Genomic DNA, 14,534 nt, shown 5'->3' on the forward strand with positions numbered 1-14,534 from the left:
CCCCCAGGTCGCCCCCCCGCACCGAAGCCGACCGCATCGCCAAGGTGATGGCGCGCGCCGGTGTCGCCAGCAGGCGCGAGGCCGAGCGGATGATCATCGAGGGCCGCGTCAGCGTGAACGGCAAGAAGATCGACAGTCCCGCCCTGGACGTTCTGCCCACCGACCGGATCACCGTCGACGGCAAGAAGCTGGAGGAGCCGCAGGAGACGCGGCTGTGGCTGTACTACAAGCCCCTGGGCCTAATCACGTCGGAAAACGACGAGCTGGGCCGCCAGACCGTGTTCGACGCGCTGCCGCGCGACATGCCTCGGGTGATGACCGTGGGGCGTCTTGACCTGAACTCCGAGGGCCTGCTGCTGCTGACGAACGACGGAGAGCTGAAGCGACGGCTGGAGCTGCCGGCGACGGGCTGGCTGCGCCGGTACCGGGTGCGAGTGAACGGCACGCCCTCGGACATGACCTTCGACCCGCTGCGCCGCGGCGTCACCATCGAGGGAGAGGACTTCGCCCCCATGGAGATCAAGCTGGACAGCCAGCAGGGTGCGAACGCTTGGATCAGCGTGGGCATCCGCGAGGGCAAGAACCGCGAGATCCGCCGCGCGATGGCCCATGTCGGCCTGCAGGTGAACCGCCTGATCCGCATCGGCTATGGTCCGTTCAAGCTGACCGGCATGGACAAGAACCAGGTGACCGAGGTCAAGCGCAAGGTCCTGCGTGACCAGCTGGGCGGCCTGCTGACCGGAGAGGTCGAGGACAAGCCGCGCGAGATGCGCCCCCGCGGGGCTGCCGGCGAACGCGCCGCCCGGTCCGAGGGGGGCGATGCCGGCCCGCGCCGCTTCGGCCCCAAGCCGGGCTTTGACGGCAAGCCCGCCGGCCGCGGCTTCGGCGACCGTCCGCGCGACGGTCAGTCCGACCGCCCGGCCCGCAGCTGGGGTGCCAAGCCCCGCGGGCACCGACGGCGCACGCCCGCGCTTTGGCGCCCGCGACGATTCGGCTGGCGGTTTCGGCGACCGCCCCCGGCCCGCAGGCGACAAGCCGCGCTGGAAGAAATCCGGCCCCGGCGAAGGGGGCGGCCGCATGTCCGGTCAGGGCGACGATGCCCGCCCCGCGCGCTTTGCCGGCAAGCCCGGAGAGGCGCGCAAGCCCTTTGGCGGCCCGCGCGGCGAGGGTGGCGAAGGCCGCAAGCCGTTCGGTGGTCCGCGCCCTGAGGGGAAGCCCTTCGGCAAGCCCCGCGCCGATGGCGACCGCAAGCCCTATGGCGCACCGCGCGGCGAAGGAGCCGAAGGCCACAAGCCGTTCGGCGGCCCGCGTCCCGAGGGGAAGCCCTTCGGCAAGCCCCGCGCCGATGGGGACCGCAAGCCCTATGGCGCACCGCGCGGCGAGGGGGCCGAGAGCCGCAAGCCGTTCGGCGGTCCGCGTCCGGAGGGGAAGCCTTTCGGCAAGCCCCGCGCCGATGGTGACCGCAAGCCCTATGGCGCGCCGCGTGGCGAAGGGGCCGAGGGCCGCAAGCCGTTCGGCGGTCCGCGCCCGGAGGGCAAGTCCTTCGGCAAACCCCGTGCCGATGGCGACCGCAAACCCTATGGCGCACCGCGTGGCGAAGGGGCCGAGGGTCGCAAGCCGTTCGGCGGTCCGCGTGGTGATGCGGGCGGCAAGTTTCAGGGCAAGCCGCGGCCGGGTGCGGCCAAGCCGTTCGGCGCTGCGCGCGGAGATCGCCCGCAGGGTGGTGGCCGCCCCGGCGGCAAGCCCCGCGGCTGACAGGCGACAGCACGCATGACGAAAGGGCCGCCCGGGAGGGCGGCCCTTTTGCCAAGGTCGATCGACTATTTCGTCAGGATCAGCTTGCCCGCACGGGTGATCCGCAGCTGATAGACCTGCTCGTCCAGGACGATCAGCGCCTGGTTTCCGCCCTGCGTGAGGGCGGTGGCGTCATGCTGCGGCATCCGGGCCAGAATGGCGGTGCCGGGACGGGTGAAATCGGCGGGGCGCGTTGCGGTCATGGTCAGCCTCATGCTGGGACAGTGATGATGCCCCAATGCTGACAAATTCGTTCAGGTTTGTCAAAGTAAAATAGTCAGGATTCTTCACGATCAGATTTCGACCCGCTGACAGGTGGTCCGGACCGCCGCGAAGGCGGCCCGGACGGGCGATCACTGATCGGCAAGGCAATCGACGATGGTGTCTGCCATCTGAGTCAACAGAACCTCGTACTGGCCCGCGCCGGGGGACAGCGTGCCGCCCTCGGGGCTCAGTTCGCCGCCGGTGCGGATGTCGCTGCCCTCGGTCACGGTGGTGATCAGGCCGGCATCATGGGCGTATTCCGGAAAGGCGCAGACGGCCCCGGACTCGGCGATCTGGGTGCGGATCTGGTCGATGCGCGCCGCGGACGGGGTCGAGGCGTCCCCAAGCGACACGGCGATCGCAGGCTGCAGGCCAAAGTGATCGGTGAAGTGGCCATAGGCGTCGTGGAACACGACGAACCGGTCCTGCGCATGCGGGGCAAGGCGTTCGCGCAACGTGTCGTCCAGGCAGCGATGCGTTCGGCCGCCGCATCCGCGTTGGCGCGATAGGTGGCGGCGTTCTGGGGGTCCTGCTCGGACAGCGTCGCGACGATGGCGTCAAGCCAAGGCGCCGCGTTGGCGGGGTTCAGCCAGGCATGGGGATCGGTGCCGGCATGGACATGATCATGCCCCGCATGGTCCCCGTGGTCGTGGTCGTGGTCGTGGTCGTGGTCGTGGTCGTGGTCGTGGTCGTGGTCGGCATGATCGCCGTGATCGTGACCGGCGTGATCCGCGTGGTCGTCATGACCCGCATGGTCGCCATGGTCCGCGTCACCCTCCGACGCTGCACCGGCATAGTCGCGCAGGGCGACGCCCTCGACCTCCAGCAGGCGCAGCTGCGTGGCCCCCGACAGGGTGTCCGACGCCCGCGACAGCCAGGGCGTCAGCTCGGGTCCCATCCAGATCACCACATCGGCACCCTGCAGCGCCTGGGCGTCCGACGGGCGCATCTGGTAATGATGCGCGCTGGCCCCCTGGGGCAGCAGGACGCGCACCTCGGCCAGATCGCCCATGACCTCCTGGACCAGGGCGCCGGTGGGGACCAGGTCTGTGACGACCTGTGGGGTGGCCAGGGCAGGGGCGGCGGTCAGTGACAGGATGGCGGCAAGGGATGCAGGGCTGCGCATCGGGATCTCCTTTGCAGGGCGGGTTTGTTGCGATGGCAGGGTTCTGTGTGTTACAGGGTAACAAGTCAACCGCATTGTAATAAAGTAACGCATCGCTGCGTGAAGGACCCCCGTGCCAGACCACGACCACGACCATGTCATCGCCGCGACCTTTGCGCCGCATGACCACCGCGAATGCGCCCACCGTGCGCTGGACGAGGCTGCGGCCCGGCTGGCCGAGCAGGGCGCGCGCCTGACCCCCGTCCGCCGCCGCACGCTGGAGATCCTTCTGGAGAGCCACCGCGCGATGGGCGCCTATGAGGTGCTGGACCGCTTGGCGACCGAAGGGTTCGGCCGCCAACCCCCCGTCGCCTATCGCGCGCTGGAGTTTCTGGTCACGCATGGGCTGGCCCACCGGCTGCAGCGACTGAACGCCTTTGCGGCCTGCCTGCATCCGGGGCACGACCATCATCCGGCCTTCCTGATCTGCCGCAGTTGCGACAAGGTGGCAGAGGCCGCCGCCGCCCCGATCCGCGATGCGCTGACCGCGGTCGCGGCCCAGGGCGGGTTCCGCGTCGAACGCGCCACGATCGAGGCGCTGGGCCTCTGCGCCACCTGTGCCGCCGAAGGCGTCGCATGACCCCGCTGATCGAATCCCGCGCGCTGACGATCCACCGCCCCGGCACGACCGAACCGGTGCTGGCGCAGGTCGATTTCCGCATCCGCCCCGCCGAGATCGTGACCGTCGTCGGTCCGAACGGGTCGGGCAAGTCGTCGCTGATCCGGGCGCTGTTGGGGCACATGCCGCTGGCCTCCGGCGCGGTGACGCGGCGGCAGGGGCTGCGCATCGGCTATGTTCCGCAGCGTGTTCAGCTGGACACGGCCATTCCGATGACCGTGCGCCGGTTCCTGTCGCTGCCCGTGCGCGTATCCGACGTCCAGGCCGAGGATGCGCTGGTCCGCACCGGCGTTCCGGGCCTTGGTGCGCGGCAACTGACCCAGCTGTCGGGCGGCCAGTTCCAGCGGGTGCTGCTGGCGCGGGCCTTGCTGGCGGACCCGCATCTGCTGGTCCTGGACGAACCCACGCAGGGGCTGGATCAGCCGGGCATCGTGGCCTTCTATCAGCTGATCGAGGAGGTGCGCCGGCAGACCGGCGCGGCCGTGCTGATGGTCAGCCACGACCTGCTGGTGGTCATGCGGTCGTCGGACCGCGTGGTCTGCCTGAACGGGCATGTCTGCTGCGAGGGCACGCCCCAGCATGTCAGCACCGCCCCCGAATACCGCGCCCTGTTCGGCGCGGGGGCCGAGGGCACGCTGGCGCTGTACCAGCACCGCCACGACCACGACCACGACCTGACGCCGCATGTCCACGGGCCGGGATGCGGCCATGACCACGCCGACCGGGCGCAGGGGTGACCACCGATGCTTGACGATTTTTTCATGCGCGCCGTTCTGGCGGGGTTGGGGCTGGCCCTGGTGGCGGGACCGCTGGGCAGTTTCGTGGTCTGGCGGCGGATGGCCTATTTCGGCGATTCGACCGCCCATGCCGCCATCCTGGGCGTCGCGATGGCCCTGGCCTTTGAGGTGTCGATCTATGCCGGGACACTTGCGGTTGCGGTGGCGATGGCCTGCCTGGTGTCGGCGTTGGTGACGCGGGGGCAGGCGATGGACACGATCCTGGGCGTGCTGTCGCATTCCGCGCTGGCCGTGGGCCTGGTCGCCATCAGCTTCGTGCCTGCCGCGCGGTCCGATCTGTCCAGCTATCTGTTCGGCGACATCCTGGCGGTGGGCCGTGCCGACCTGGTTTTGATCTGGACGGGCGCGGCGCTGGTTCTGGCGGTCCTGGCCCTGCGTTGGCAACGGCTTGTGACCAGCAGCCTGAACGAGGAGCTGGCCATGGCCGCGGGGATCGACCCGCGGGTCGAGCGCCTGGTCCTGTCGCTGGCGCTGGCCGTGGTGGTCGCGTTGGCGATTCGAGTGGTGGGCTCGCTCCTCATCTCGGCGATGCTGATCGTGCCGGCGGCGGCGGCCCGCACATGGGCCCGGACCCCCGAGCGGATGGCCGCCGGCGCCGCCCTGATCGCCGCCGCATCCGTCATCCTGGGGTTGTGGGCCAGTTTGCGACTCGACACGCCGGCGGGTCCCTCGATCGTGACCGCGGCGGCGATCTTTTTCGTCGTCTCACAGGCACTTCGCCGGGCATAGTGCCGAATTGTCACAGTTTTTCCGGGGGTTTGCGGGGGCCGGAACCAAGTGCCGAAACAGGTGTTGGCCAATATGCAACAGTGGTTGCAAGCCCACGGGGGAATCAATTCAATGCTGCTTTTCAACTGTTCGGGTTTGTGTAACTGTCGCCTCGATGTTGCCAGAAATGGCAGCCGTCAATCGAAACGGAGCATGATCATGACCAAATTCGCTACTTTCGCGGCCGCTCTCGGCCTGACCGCAACCTCGGCTCTGGCCGGTGGCTATGTCGCCCCCGTCGTGGAAGTCGAGCCCGTCATCGTCGAGGAGCAGCCCGCTTCCTCGAACGCTGGCCTGGTCGTCCCCGCCCTGCTGCTGCTGGGCGTCATCGCCGCAGTCGCTTCGGACGACGACGACAGCTGATATCGGATCGGATCGTTCGCACGGTCCGAGCCACAAGGGGCTGGCCTTTGGCCAGCCCCTTTTTCGTTGCCCGCAGGCCTGCCCGCCATGGCACCCGCGCATGAAAAAACCGGCCCCGCAAAGGGCCGGTCTTTCCGTTCCGGTGTTGCCTGTCAGGGACGCAGCGTCTGGATGGTCACATAGCCCAGGCCCGGCCCGATCCATTGGCGCGATACGGGGATCTGCCCGTTCTGGACCAGATAGTTGTTCTGGAAGGTCGCACCATGCCCTTCGCAGGTCTCCAGGATCACGCCGGGGTTGGGGCCGGGCGCAGTGGTGCAGGAAAACTGCAGCGGCCGTTCCAGCCCGTCGCCCGACAGATAGCGCATGACGCGCGTGCCGCTGCCGGACTGGCCCGCCCGGATCAGCACCTCGGTCCCCGGTTCCGCCACCGACAGGTCGCGGCCCAGACCGCGCGTGCCGATCAGCATGCCGCCGCGCAGGATCACCGCCTGTTCGTCGGGGGTCATGTAGGTGCGCATGGCACCGTTCGTCCCCGTCAGCGCCAGGACCTGCGTGCGGGCAGGGCTTTCGAACGTCGCCTGGATCAGCGGACCGGGATTGACGCGCAACGCCTCGGCCGCGGCCTGCTGGGGGTTGGGGGCGGGTTGCGCCGGCTGGGCCGCCCCGCGGGCCGTGATGGCCTGGGTCGCGGTCTGGGCCAGAACCGACAGCGGGCTGGCCCCGGCCTCGTCCGCGCCGGTATTGCCGCAGGCCGACAGGGCGGCCAAGGCCACCCCGGCCAGGATTGCGCGCGTCTGCATCGCTCTGCTCATCGCCAGAACCTCCCCCAGCCTTCGTAAAGATCGACGGTGTGGCTTTCGCGAACACGGTCGTACAGGCGTCCGTTGACATTGACCCTCGATCCGCCGTCGCGCGACAGCGAGCGGATGTTGGTCGATACGCGGTCGCGGCTGGCCTGGCCCGTGGCCCAGCCAAGCGGGATCGACAGGGTCACGCCCTTGTCGAAGCTGCCCTCGCCGAATTCCTCGGCCGACAGGTCGGTCTTGGTGGCATAGGCGCCGATCTGCCAGCCGTTCGCGAACTCGCGCGCCAGGGTCACGGTCGCACCGACGTCCCCCGCCAGGTACTGGCCGACATCCAGCTGGGCGGTGAAACCTTGCGTGAACTCGTAGTATGCCGAGACGTGGCCGGTCGTGACCTCGTAGTCGCGGAAGTCGAACAACTGGTCGAAGTCGCGCTTGCGGACGCGGTTGATCTCGGCGCCAAAGCCCAGGGGCGAATTGGCGGGTTTCCACAGAGCCTCGGCCGAGACGCCGCCATAGGCGCGTTCCAGCAGGCCCACGGTCACGCGGGTATAGATCGCGTCCGACGGCTTGGCGTACCAAGCCAGCGTCAGTTCCGGGATCACCGGGCTGGAATTGCCCGTGTACATCCGCGTGTCGGACCGCACCCGCGGCACGCCCTGCGGCGTGGTTTCCAAGGCAGGGTTAGATTCATACTCGTCGGGGCTGTAGTATTCGCCCCGCTGGCCCGGAATGCCCGGACCGCGCTGGCCGATGTCGCCGAAGGCGCGCTGGCGCAGGGCCCCGGTGGCGATCAGGCCGGGCATCAGCTCATAGCTGGCACGCGCCTCGGCGCCGACCTCGTGGGTCAGTCCGTCCTCGGCGCTGAAGATGCCCAGGTCCAGATAGGGCTTCACCGACCAGCGGAACCGCGGATAGAGGCCCTGGCTGGCCACCAGCCCCGGCGCGCCCGGTGCGGCGTCCGACAGGGTGGATGCGGCGGCGATCTGCCCGGCCTCGGTGTTCTCCAGCCGCTCGACATCGCTGCGGCGGAGGGTCACCGACGAGGTCGGCATCCCGTCGCTGGTCGAGGTTATCACGAAGGTTTCGACCGACGGGGGCAGGGCGCGGGTCATCAGGCGCGCGGTGCGGCCCACGGCCTCGGCCTGGTTGATATAGCGCTGGTTGCGCAGGCGGACCTCGGCGCGGGTCGGCGCCAGGGCCATGCTTTCCAGCAGCATCCCCTCGTCGGCCATGCCGTCGCCCAGGGCCTTCTGGATGGCGGGCTGGGCGGTCGGGTCCTGCGACCAGCCGCCCGACCAGCCCTCGGGGTCCTGCGCGGGCGCCGGCCGCGGACGCACCGGGGCCGGCGCGCTTTCCAGGCCCGACGGATAGGTGGCGTCGCGCGGGTTCAGCGCGATGGTGAACTGGGCGCCGATCGTCTCTCCGCCGATGGTATAAAGCCCGGCCTCGTAGTTGCGGCCAAAGCGATAGTTGGCGGCAAGGTTGATGTTGCTGCCCGGCTCGTCGCCCTGCTGGTATTCGTTGCCGTCGCTGTAGCGGGCGCGATAGATGTCGTTGGAGTATTCCGCGACCAGGTTCAGGCGGTCGTTGACCTGCCAGCTGACCGAGGCGAAGGGCTTGGCCCCGCCGGTGAACCAGTCCTCGACATTGGGCGTCCCGCCCTCGTCGCCGACGTCGATGATGCGCGGCTTGCCCGCCAGCGTGCCCCAGCCCAGGCCGACCGATGCGCGCACCGTCGGCGTCACGTTGCGCGTCGCAACGATGTATTCACCCGAATAGACGCCGGTGCCCAGGAAATCCTGGAGGCCGACGGCCACCGCGGGGCGCCAGCCGTCCTCGTCCACGATCTGATAGCGCAGGTCCAGCGAGCGGTCCGAGATGAACCCCTCCTGCCGGTAATCGTTGATCCCGTCGACGCGACCATAGCGCAGGACCGTCGTCAGCCCCGGCAGCGCCTGGAAGAAGACGTTGCCGCGCCGGGCATAGTCGGACAGCGACAGCGTCGCGCCCAGGCTGCCGTCGGGCATCGTCTCGGCCGTGGGCGTGTCGATGCCGCCGGGCAGGCCATAGGTCGACATGTTGCGCCCCAGCATCGGGTCGGCGGTCGCGACGCCGACGCCCGACCCCACGATCAGGGCCAGGGGCAGGGTGGTGGCCATCAGCTGGCGGGTCAGTCGCGAGCGGCGCATCGGCGGCTTCCTTTCGGCGGCAGGATCAGGGCGGGCAGGGCAGGATCGTCAGGCGCAGTGGCAGGCTTTGCGGCACGGATCGACACACGAATGCGTGAGCCGTGCGCGCGCGTCAACCGGCGGCGGCCGGTGCGGCCTCGGCTGTGGCGGGTGCGGCCGGGGCGGCGGGCTGTGCACAGCCGGGCTGGGTCTGGCCGTTCACGGTCAGGCGCGCGGTCAGCGGATAGGTCTCGTCGACCATGCTGTCCTTGCATTTCGCCGCCCGCAGGTTCAGCACGAAGGGCCGCCCGCCCAGCACGCCGATGTATTCGACGCCCTGGCTGAAGACCAGGCGGTTCACCGGGATCTGGCGCCCGGTCTGGTTGTCCGCCGTGCGATAGACGGCCATGTCGCCGCTGACCTCGACGTTCCAGGCCGGTTCGTTCCCGCCCGCGACAAAGGCGGTGGTGCGATAGGTCACCGGTTCCGCGGTGGGCACGACGCGCCCGACCGTGCCCGTCTCGATCGGCTGTTCCAGCGGAGAGACGGCGGGCGGGCGCGGGCCGGTCGGCTCTTCGGGCTGGGCTGCGGCGTCGTCCAGGCCGACCCCGCGTCGCAGGTCGGTCATCACCTGGGTGTCGCAGGCGGCCAGGGGCAGGGTCATCAGGGCAAGGATGGCAAGGCGGGGGAACATGGGGCTTTGGCCTTCTGGTTCTGGGCGGATTTGTCGCGGGATCACTGTCTGCCAAGCGTTAGCAACCGCAGCCACAGGGGGCAAGCGTCACGCCCCCGTCCCGGCATGTCGCCGCCGCATGGACCGGCCGCACCGGACGGTTCACCTTGTTGATAAATGATGAATATTGGTGCGAAACCGGCTGCATCGAGGGTTATTCGTTGAATATCATACGGGAACCGGCATAGGTTTCGGTGATGTTCTCTCTGGTGGCACCCACATGACGGGATCTGCACAGCACGCCCGGGGGCCCGCCGCGCGGCCCGAACCGGCGCGATTTTCCTGGGACGACGGGCCGATGGCGCGTGCGACCGGAAACTTTGACTGGCAGGCCACGCCCCTGGGGCCGATCTCGGAATGGTCGGTCGCGTTGACGACCGCTGTGCGGATGATGCTGGCGCAGCGGCATGCGTCCTGCATGTTCTGGGGCCCCGAGCTGATCATGCTGTACAACGACGCCTATGCGCCCGTCCTGGGCCGCAAGGAGGCGCGGGCCCTGGGTCAGCCCTTCCAGCAGATCTGGGCGGATGTCTGGGACGACGTCAAGCCGCTGGTCGACCAGACGCTGTCCGGCCGTGGCACCTATTCCGAGGAGATGCGCCTTGTCATGACCCGCAACGGGTTCGACGAGGAGACGTTCTGGACCTTCAGCTACAGCCCGCTTTACGACGACGACGGCAGCGTGGCGGGTCTGATGAACATTACCGTGGACATGACTGCGCTGGTGCTGGCACGCCGCAACCAGCAGGTCATGCAGGAAGAGCTGCTGCACCGGATCAAGAACATCCTGTCGGTGACCTCGACCGTGGTGTCCTCCAGCCTGCGCAACGCGACCAGCATCCAAGAGGCCCGCGACACGGTCGGCGCGCGCATCATGGCGCTGGCCAAGGCACAGGGCCTGTTCACGGGCCTGGGCGAAAGCGCCGACATCACCGAGGTGATGGCCCGATCCATTGGCGCCCATCTGGTCGGGAACGACCGCATCCGCCTGTCCGGCCCGCCCGTGCCGCTGAGCAGCCAGCAGGCAGTCGGCCTGTCGCTGGCCTTGTACGAACTGGCGACGAATGCGGCAAAATACGGCGCGCTGGCCAGCCCGCTGGGCATGGTCGACCTGACCTGGTCGGTCATGGGCGACGACTTCGCGCTGGACTGGCAGGAGACCGGTGGTCAGGTCGTGGCCGCGCCCACGCGTGAAGGGTTCGGGTCGCGCCTGGTGAACATGATCGTCCCGGCCTATTTCAACGGCGAGGGGCAGGCCGAATTCCTGCCCCAGGGCCTGCATTACACGCTGCGCGGGCAGCTGACCCCCTAACAGTTCGGGACGTTCACGGCCAGGCCGCCAAGCGACGTCTCCTTGTACTTCTCGGACATGTCGCGGCCGGTCTGGCGCATCGTCTCGATGGCGGCGTCCAGGGGCACGATGTGGCTGCCGTCGCCGCGCAGCGCCAGGCTGGCGGCCGCCACGGCCTTGATCGCGCCCAGCCCGTTGCGTTCGATGCAGGGGACCTGCACCAGGCCGCGCACCGGGTCGCAGGTCATGCCCAGGTGATGCTCCAGCGCGATCTCGGCGGCGTTCTCGACCTGCTGGGGGGTGCCGCCCAAGACGGCGGCCAGGCCCGCGGCGGCCATCGCGGCAGCGGATCCGACCTCGGCCTGGCAGCCGCATTCCGCGCCCGAGATCGAGGCGTTGTGCTTGATCAGCCCGCCCACCGCCGCCGCCGTCAGCAGGAAATCGGGCAGCAGCCGTTCGGACGCGCCCGGCACATGGTCCAGCCAATAGCGGATCACCGCGGGCACCGTGCCGGCGGCGCCGTTCGTGGGTGCGGTGACGACCTGACCGCCGGCGGCGTTCTCCTCGTTCACGGCCATCGCATAGGCCGACATCCAGTCGTTGATGACATGGGGCGCGGTCATGTTCAGGCCGCGTTCCTCGACCAGCTTGGCGTGGATCGCGCGCGCGCGCCGACGCACATGCAGCCCGCCGGGCAGGACACCGTCCGTCGACAGGCCGCGGTCCATGCAGTCGCGCATCGCGGTCCAGATGCGGTCCAGCCCCGCCAGCATGTCGGGACGGGACCGAAAGCACAGCTCGTTGGCCTCCTTCATGCGGGCGATGGACTTGCCCGAGGCCTGGGCCATCTCCAGCATCTCGGCCGCGCTGGCAAAGGGATAGGGCACGCTGGACGTGGCATCGCTGCGCACCGCGCCCGCCTTGTCGGCCAGCTCCTGGTCGGTCATCACGAAGCCGCCGCCGATCGAGTAGTAGATCTGGTGATAGATCACGTCGCCCTGCGCGTCGGTCGCCGACAGGGTCATGCCGTTGGCATGGCCGGGCAGGGTGTGGTCGTAATCGAACCGCAGGTCGCGTTCGGGGTCGAAGACCAGCGGGCCCAGCCCCTGCGGTTCCAGCAGCCGGGTCTCTCGGTTGCGGGCCAGCGCGGCCTCGGCCGCGTCCATGTCCATGCTGGCGGGGGTGAAGCCCGCCAGACCCAGGATCGTGGCGCGGTCGGTTGCGTGCCCCTTGCCGGTGAAGGCCAGGCTGCCATGCAGGCTGGCGCGCAGCCCATGCGCCCGGAACGGCTGCACCCGCAGGGAGTCGAGGAACCGCTGGCCGGCCACCATCGGCCCCATCGTGTGCGAGGAGGAGGGCCCCACCCCCAGCTTGAACAGATCGAACACCGACAGAAACATGGCACCCCCTTGCATTTCCGCGCCCATCCAAGCACGACGCAGGCCCCGCCGCCACCACCGTCCACGTCGCTTCCGGTTCCGGTTGCGACATCGGCCCGCTTGCAGCCTTGGCGCGCGGTCTGCTTAAGATGATTGCAACATGCCCGGTTTGCAGGCAACCGGGACGCGCCTGCGATTTGGGCAGGCCAGCCGCCCCCTGCCGTTCTTGCGGGCGGTCTGCCCCGGGGTGAAGGAACAGAACATGCGATTGCCCGACCCGATCATGCTTGGTGACACACCTCTTGGCCCGCCGGTCTTCCTGGCGCCGATGGCCGGGATCACCGATGTCCCCTGCCGCCGCGCGGTCGCGCGGTTCGGCGCGGGCCTGATGGTGTCCGAGATGGTCGCCTCGACCGAGATGGTGACACCGCGCCCGTCGACCCGTGCCGCCGTGCGCGCCAAGGCGCTGACCGAAGGGGCGCTGCCCGTCAGCGTCCAGATCGCGGGCCGCGAAGCCGCGCCCATGGCCGAGACCGCGCGCATCGTGGCCGGCATGGGGGCGCGCGTCATCGACATCAACATGGGCTGCCCCGCCAAGAAGGTCACCGGCGGGCTGTCCGGCGCGGCGCTGATGCGCGACCTGGATCACGCGATGACGCTGGTCGATGCGGTCGTGGGGGCGGTCGACGTGCCCGTCACGCTGAAGATGCGGCTGGGCTGGGACGACAACTGCCTGAACGCGGTCGATCTGGCGGCGCGGGCGCGCGATGCGGGGGTCGCGATGCTGACCGTGCATGGCCGCACGCGGGCGCAGTTCTACAAGGGGCAGGCCGACTGGTCCGCGATCCGCGCCGTGGCCGACCTGCCGGCGCGCCCGCCGCTGGTGGCCAATGGCGACGTCGTCGATGCCGCCAGCGCCCGTGCGGCCCTGGCGGCGTCGGGGGCGGATGCGGTGATGGTCGGTCGCGGCGCCCAGGGGCGGCCCTGGATCCTGGCGCAGATCGCGCATGATCTGTGGGGCACGCCCGCGCCCGGCGTGCCGCAGGGCGCGGCGCTGGCCGATCTGGTGGCCGAGCATTACGAGGACATCCTGGACTTCTATGGCATCGACCTGGGCCTGCGCGTCGCGCGCAAGCATCTGGGCTGGTATGCGGATGCGAACGGCGCCCCGCTGCGCGACCAGATGATGCGGGCCGACACGCCCTGCGCGACGCTGGACCTGATCGCCCGTGCCTTCGGCGATGCCGCGGGGGTGGCCGCATGACGCCTCGGCCGCGCGATTTCCGTGAGGCGGCCCCCGGACCGGGCTGGGCGGCGCTGCCGCTGCCCGCGCTGATCCTGGACGCCGACGGACGCGTGGCTGCGATGAACGACGCCGCCGAGATCTGGCTGAACCTGTCGCGCAACTCGACCCTGGGCCGCGCGCTGGACGGGGACGAGATGTCGATGCGCCTGCGCCTGCAGCCCGGCCTGGGGCCGCTGCTGGCCCGCGTGCGTGCCAGCGAGGAGGCGCTGTACCAGACCAGTGTCCAGTTTGAGATCGGCGACCGGACCGGCAACCACCAGGCGCGGCGGGCGGCCGTGCATGCGGGCCCCGCGGACGGGGCCGGCGGGTCGGTGTCGCTGCTGATCGTGCCGCAGGACGATGATGGCGCGCACCAGGCCCGCCATGTCCGCAGCGCCGCCCGCAGCGCCATCGGCATGGCCGAGATGCTGGCCCACGAGATCAAGAACCCCCTGGCGGGCATCCGCGGCGCGGCCCAGCTGATGGCCATGAACGCCACCCCCGAGGACCGCGAGATGGCCGAGATGATCGTCGCGGAATCGCGCCGTATCGTGGCGCTTCTGGACCAGGTCGAACGGTTCGGCGACACCTCGGCCCCGCGCCTGTCGGCGCTGAACGTGCACGACGTGCTGGAACAGGTGCGCCGGTCGGCCAAGGCGGGCTTTGCGCGCGACGTGCAGATCGTGACCGATTACGACCCCTCGCTGCCTGCGGCGCTGGCGGATGCGGACCAGCTGGTGCAGGTCTGCCTGAACCTGGTCAAGAACGCGTCCGAGGCGCTGGACGGCAAGGCCGGCGGCGCGATCCGCCTGCGCACCCATTACGACCACACGCTGCGCCGCCCCCCCGACGAGACCGATCCCACGGGCCGCCCGCTGCCCCTGCAGATCGAGATCGAGGACAACGGCCCCGGCTTCCCCCCGGCCATCGCCGACCAGGTGTTCGAGCCCTTCGTCTCGGGCCGCGAGAACGGCACCGGGCTGGGCCTGGCGCTGGTCAGCAAGATCATCACCGACCACGGCGCGCTGATCCGGGTGGACAGCCGCCCCGGTCGCACCGTGTTCCGCATCTCCCTGCCCAAGGCATAAGGACCTGAACC

Annotated in this window: 13 protein-coding genes and 1 pseudogene; 8 read left to right on the forward strand and 6 right to left on the reverse strand. The window is 69.7% G+C overall.

Annotated elements, in window-relative coordinates:
* Nucleotides 1-47 precede the first annotated feature (47 nt).
* Nucleotides 48-1,208: a pseudouridine synthase gene (locus F1642_RS11660; RefSeq protein WP_194886305.1), complete on the forward strand. Its 1,161-nt coding sequence runs from the start codon at nucleotides 48-50 to the stop codon at nucleotides 1,206-1,208.
* A gap of 612 nt (nucleotides 1,209-1,820) precedes the next feature.
* Here the strand turns inward: F1642_RS11660 and hemP are convergent.
* Both hemP and F1642_RS16545 read right to left on the reverse strand, forming a co-directional pair.
* The gene (hemP, locus tag F1642_RS11665; protein ID WP_064503568.1) at nucleotides 1,821-1,997 is read right to left on the reverse strand and encodes a hemin uptake protein HemP; all 177 of its coding nucleotides are present in this window, start codon (nucleotides 1,995-1,997) and stop codon (nucleotides 1,821-1,823) included.
* A 150-nt stretch (nucleotides 1,998-2,147) separates the two neighbouring features.
* Nucleotides 2,148-3,325 (reverse strand): annotated as a pseudogene (locus tag F1642_RS16545) (zinc ABC transporter substrate-binding protein).
* Here F1642_RS16545 and F1642_RS11675 point away from each other — a divergent pair.
* The 4 genes from F1642_RS11675 (at nucleotide 3,297) to F1642_RS11690 (ending at nucleotide 5,770) form a co-directional block, all read left to right on the forward strand.
* The gene (locus tag F1642_RS11675) at nucleotides 3,297-3,803 is read left to right on the forward strand and encodes a Fur family transcriptional regulator (protein WP_369799443.1); all 507 of its coding nucleotides are present in this window, start codon (nucleotides 3,297-3,299) and stop codon (nucleotides 3,801-3,803) included. The pseudogene F1642_RS16545 and the gene F1642_RS11675 sit on opposite strands and share 29 nt — an antisense overlap.
* Nucleotides 3,800-4,579, forward strand: a complete 780-nt coding sequence (locus F1642_RS16550) for a metal ABC transporter ATP-binding protein (RefSeq protein WP_127899057.1) — start codon at nucleotides 3,800-3,802, stop codon at nucleotides 4,577-4,579. Before F1642_RS11675 ends, F1642_RS16550 begins: the two co-directional genes overlap by 4 nt.
* Nucleotides 4,580-4,585: 6 nt before the next feature.
* Nucleotides 4,586-5,368: a metal ABC transporter permease gene (locus F1642_RS11685; RefSeq protein WP_045982018.1), complete on the forward strand. Its 783-nt coding sequence runs from the start codon at nucleotides 4,586-4,588 to the stop codon at nucleotides 5,366-5,368.
* A gap of 198 nt (nucleotides 5,369-5,566) precedes the next feature.
* Nucleotides 5,567-5,770 carry a hypothetical protein gene (locus F1642_RS11690; protein ID WP_369799442.1) on the forward strand — a complete coding sequence of 68 codons (204 nt, stop codon included), beginning with the start codon at nucleotides 5,567-5,569 and terminating at the stop codon, nucleotides 5,768-5,770.
* Nucleotides 5,771-5,922: 152 nt separating this feature from the next.
* Here the strand turns inward: F1642_RS11690 and F1642_RS11695 are convergent, their stop codons facing one another.
* The 3 genes from F1642_RS11695 to F1642_RS11705 form a co-directional block, all read right to left on the reverse strand.
* Nucleotides 5,923-6,573 carry a YjbF family lipoprotein gene (locus tag F1642_RS11695; protein WP_255522405.1) on the reverse strand — a complete coding sequence of 217 codons (651 nt, stop codon included), beginning with the start codon at nucleotides 6,571-6,573 and terminating at the stop codon, nucleotides 5,923-5,925.
* A gap of 8 nt (nucleotides 6,574-6,581) precedes the next feature.
* Nucleotides 6,582-8,768, reverse strand: coding sequence for a YjbH domain-containing protein (locus tag F1642_RS11700; protein WP_052715298.1), 2,187 nt, complete (start codon nucleotides 8,766-8,768; stop codon nucleotides 6,582-6,584).
* A gap of 112 nt (nucleotides 8,769-8,880) precedes the next feature.
* A complete protein-coding gene (locus tag F1642_RS11705) occupies nucleotides 8,881-9,441 on the reverse strand; it encodes a hypothetical protein (RefSeq protein WP_194886307.1) in 561 nt (186 codons plus the stop codon).
* A 259-nt stretch (nucleotides 9,442-9,700) separates the two neighbouring features.
* Here F1642_RS11705 and F1642_RS11710 point away from each other — a divergent pair, with 259 nt between their 5' ends.
* Nucleotides 9,701-10,792, forward strand: coding sequence for a sensor histidine kinase (locus F1642_RS11710; protein ID WP_206692751.1), 1,092 nt, complete (start codon nucleotides 9,701-9,703; stop codon nucleotides 10,790-10,792).
* Here F1642_RS11710 and F1642_RS11715 read toward each other — a convergent pair.
* Nucleotides 10,789-12,171: an L-serine ammonia-lyase gene (locus tag F1642_RS11715; protein ID WP_046001118.1), complete on the reverse strand. Its 1,383-nt coding sequence runs from the start codon at nucleotides 12,169-12,171 to the stop codon at nucleotides 10,789-10,791. The genes F1642_RS11710 and F1642_RS11715 overlap by 4 nt on opposite strands.
* Before the next feature lie 241 nt (nucleotides 12,172-12,412).
* On the opposite strand from F1642_RS11715, the gene dusB reads away from it, so the two are divergent.
* The gene (gene dusB / locus F1642_RS11720) at nucleotides 12,413-13,414 is read left to right on the forward strand and encodes a tRNA dihydrouridine synthase DusB (RefSeq protein WP_194886308.1); all 1,002 of its coding nucleotides are present in this window, start codon (nucleotides 12,413-12,415) and stop codon (nucleotides 13,412-13,414) included.
* Nucleotides 13,411-14,523, forward strand: a complete 1,113-nt coding sequence (locus F1642_RS11725) for a nitrogen regulation protein NR(II) (protein ID WP_045982013.1) — start codon at nucleotides 13,411-13,413, stop codon at nucleotides 14,521-14,523. The genes dusB and F1642_RS11725 overlap by 4 nt, the downstream gene beginning before the upstream one ends.
* The last annotated feature ends 11 nt before the right edge of the window (nucleotides 14,524-14,534 follow it).

Source organism: Paracoccus sp. NBH48, assembly GCF_015390265.1.
GTDB lineage: Bacteria > Pseudomonadota > Alphaproteobacteria > Rhodobacterales > Rhodobacteraceae > Paracoccus > Paracoccus marcusii.

Bases quoted from the DNA above. Each gene is read 5' to 3' on its own strand.
- F1642_RS11660 (WP_194886305.1), top strand. From the start codon at position 48: ATGGCGCGCGCCGGTGTCGCCAGCAGGCGCGAGGCCGAGCGGATGATC.
- hemP (WP_064503568.1), bottom strand. From the start codon at position 1,997: ATGACCGCAACGCGCCCCGCCGATTTCACCCGTCCCGGCACCGCCATT.
- F1642_RS16550 (WP_127899057.1), top strand. From the start codon at position 3,800: ATGACCCCGCTGATCGAATCCCGCGCGCTGACGATCCACCGCCCCGGC.
- F1642_RS11685 (WP_045982018.1), top strand. From the start codon at position 4,586: ATGCTTGACGATTTTTTCATGCGCGCCGTTCTGGCGGGGTTGGGGCTG.
- F1642_RS11690 (WP_369799442.1), top strand. From the start codon at position 5,567: ATGACCAAATTCGCTACTTTCGCGGCCGCTCTCGGCCTGACCGCAACC.
- F1642_RS11695 (WP_255522405.1), bottom strand. From the start codon at position 6,573: ATGCAGACGCGCGCAATCCTGGCCGGGGTGGCCTTGGCCGCCCTGTCG.
- F1642_RS11700 (WP_052715298.1), bottom strand. From the start codon at position 8,768: ATGCGCCGCTCGCGACTGACCCGCCAGCTGATGGCCACCACCCTGCCC.
- F1642_RS11705 (WP_194886307.1), bottom strand. From the start codon at position 9,441: ATGTTCCCCCGCCTTGCCATCCTTGCCCTGATGACCCTGCCCCTGGCC.
- F1642_RS11710 (WP_206692751.1), top strand. From the start codon at position 9,701: ATGACGGGATCTGCACAGCACGCCCGGGGGCCCGCCGCGCGGCCCGAA.
- F1642_RS11715 (WP_046001118.1), bottom strand. From the start codon at position 12,171: ATGTTTCTGTCGGTGTTCGATCTGTTCAAGCTGGGGGTGGGGCCCTCC.
- dusB (WP_194886308.1), top strand. From the start codon at position 12,413: ATGCGATTGCCCGACCCGATCATGCTTGGTGACACACCTCTTGGCCCG.
- F1642_RS11725 (WP_045982013.1), top strand. From the start codon at position 13,411: ATGACGCCTCGGCCGCGCGATTTCCGTGAGGCGGCCCCCGGACCGGGC.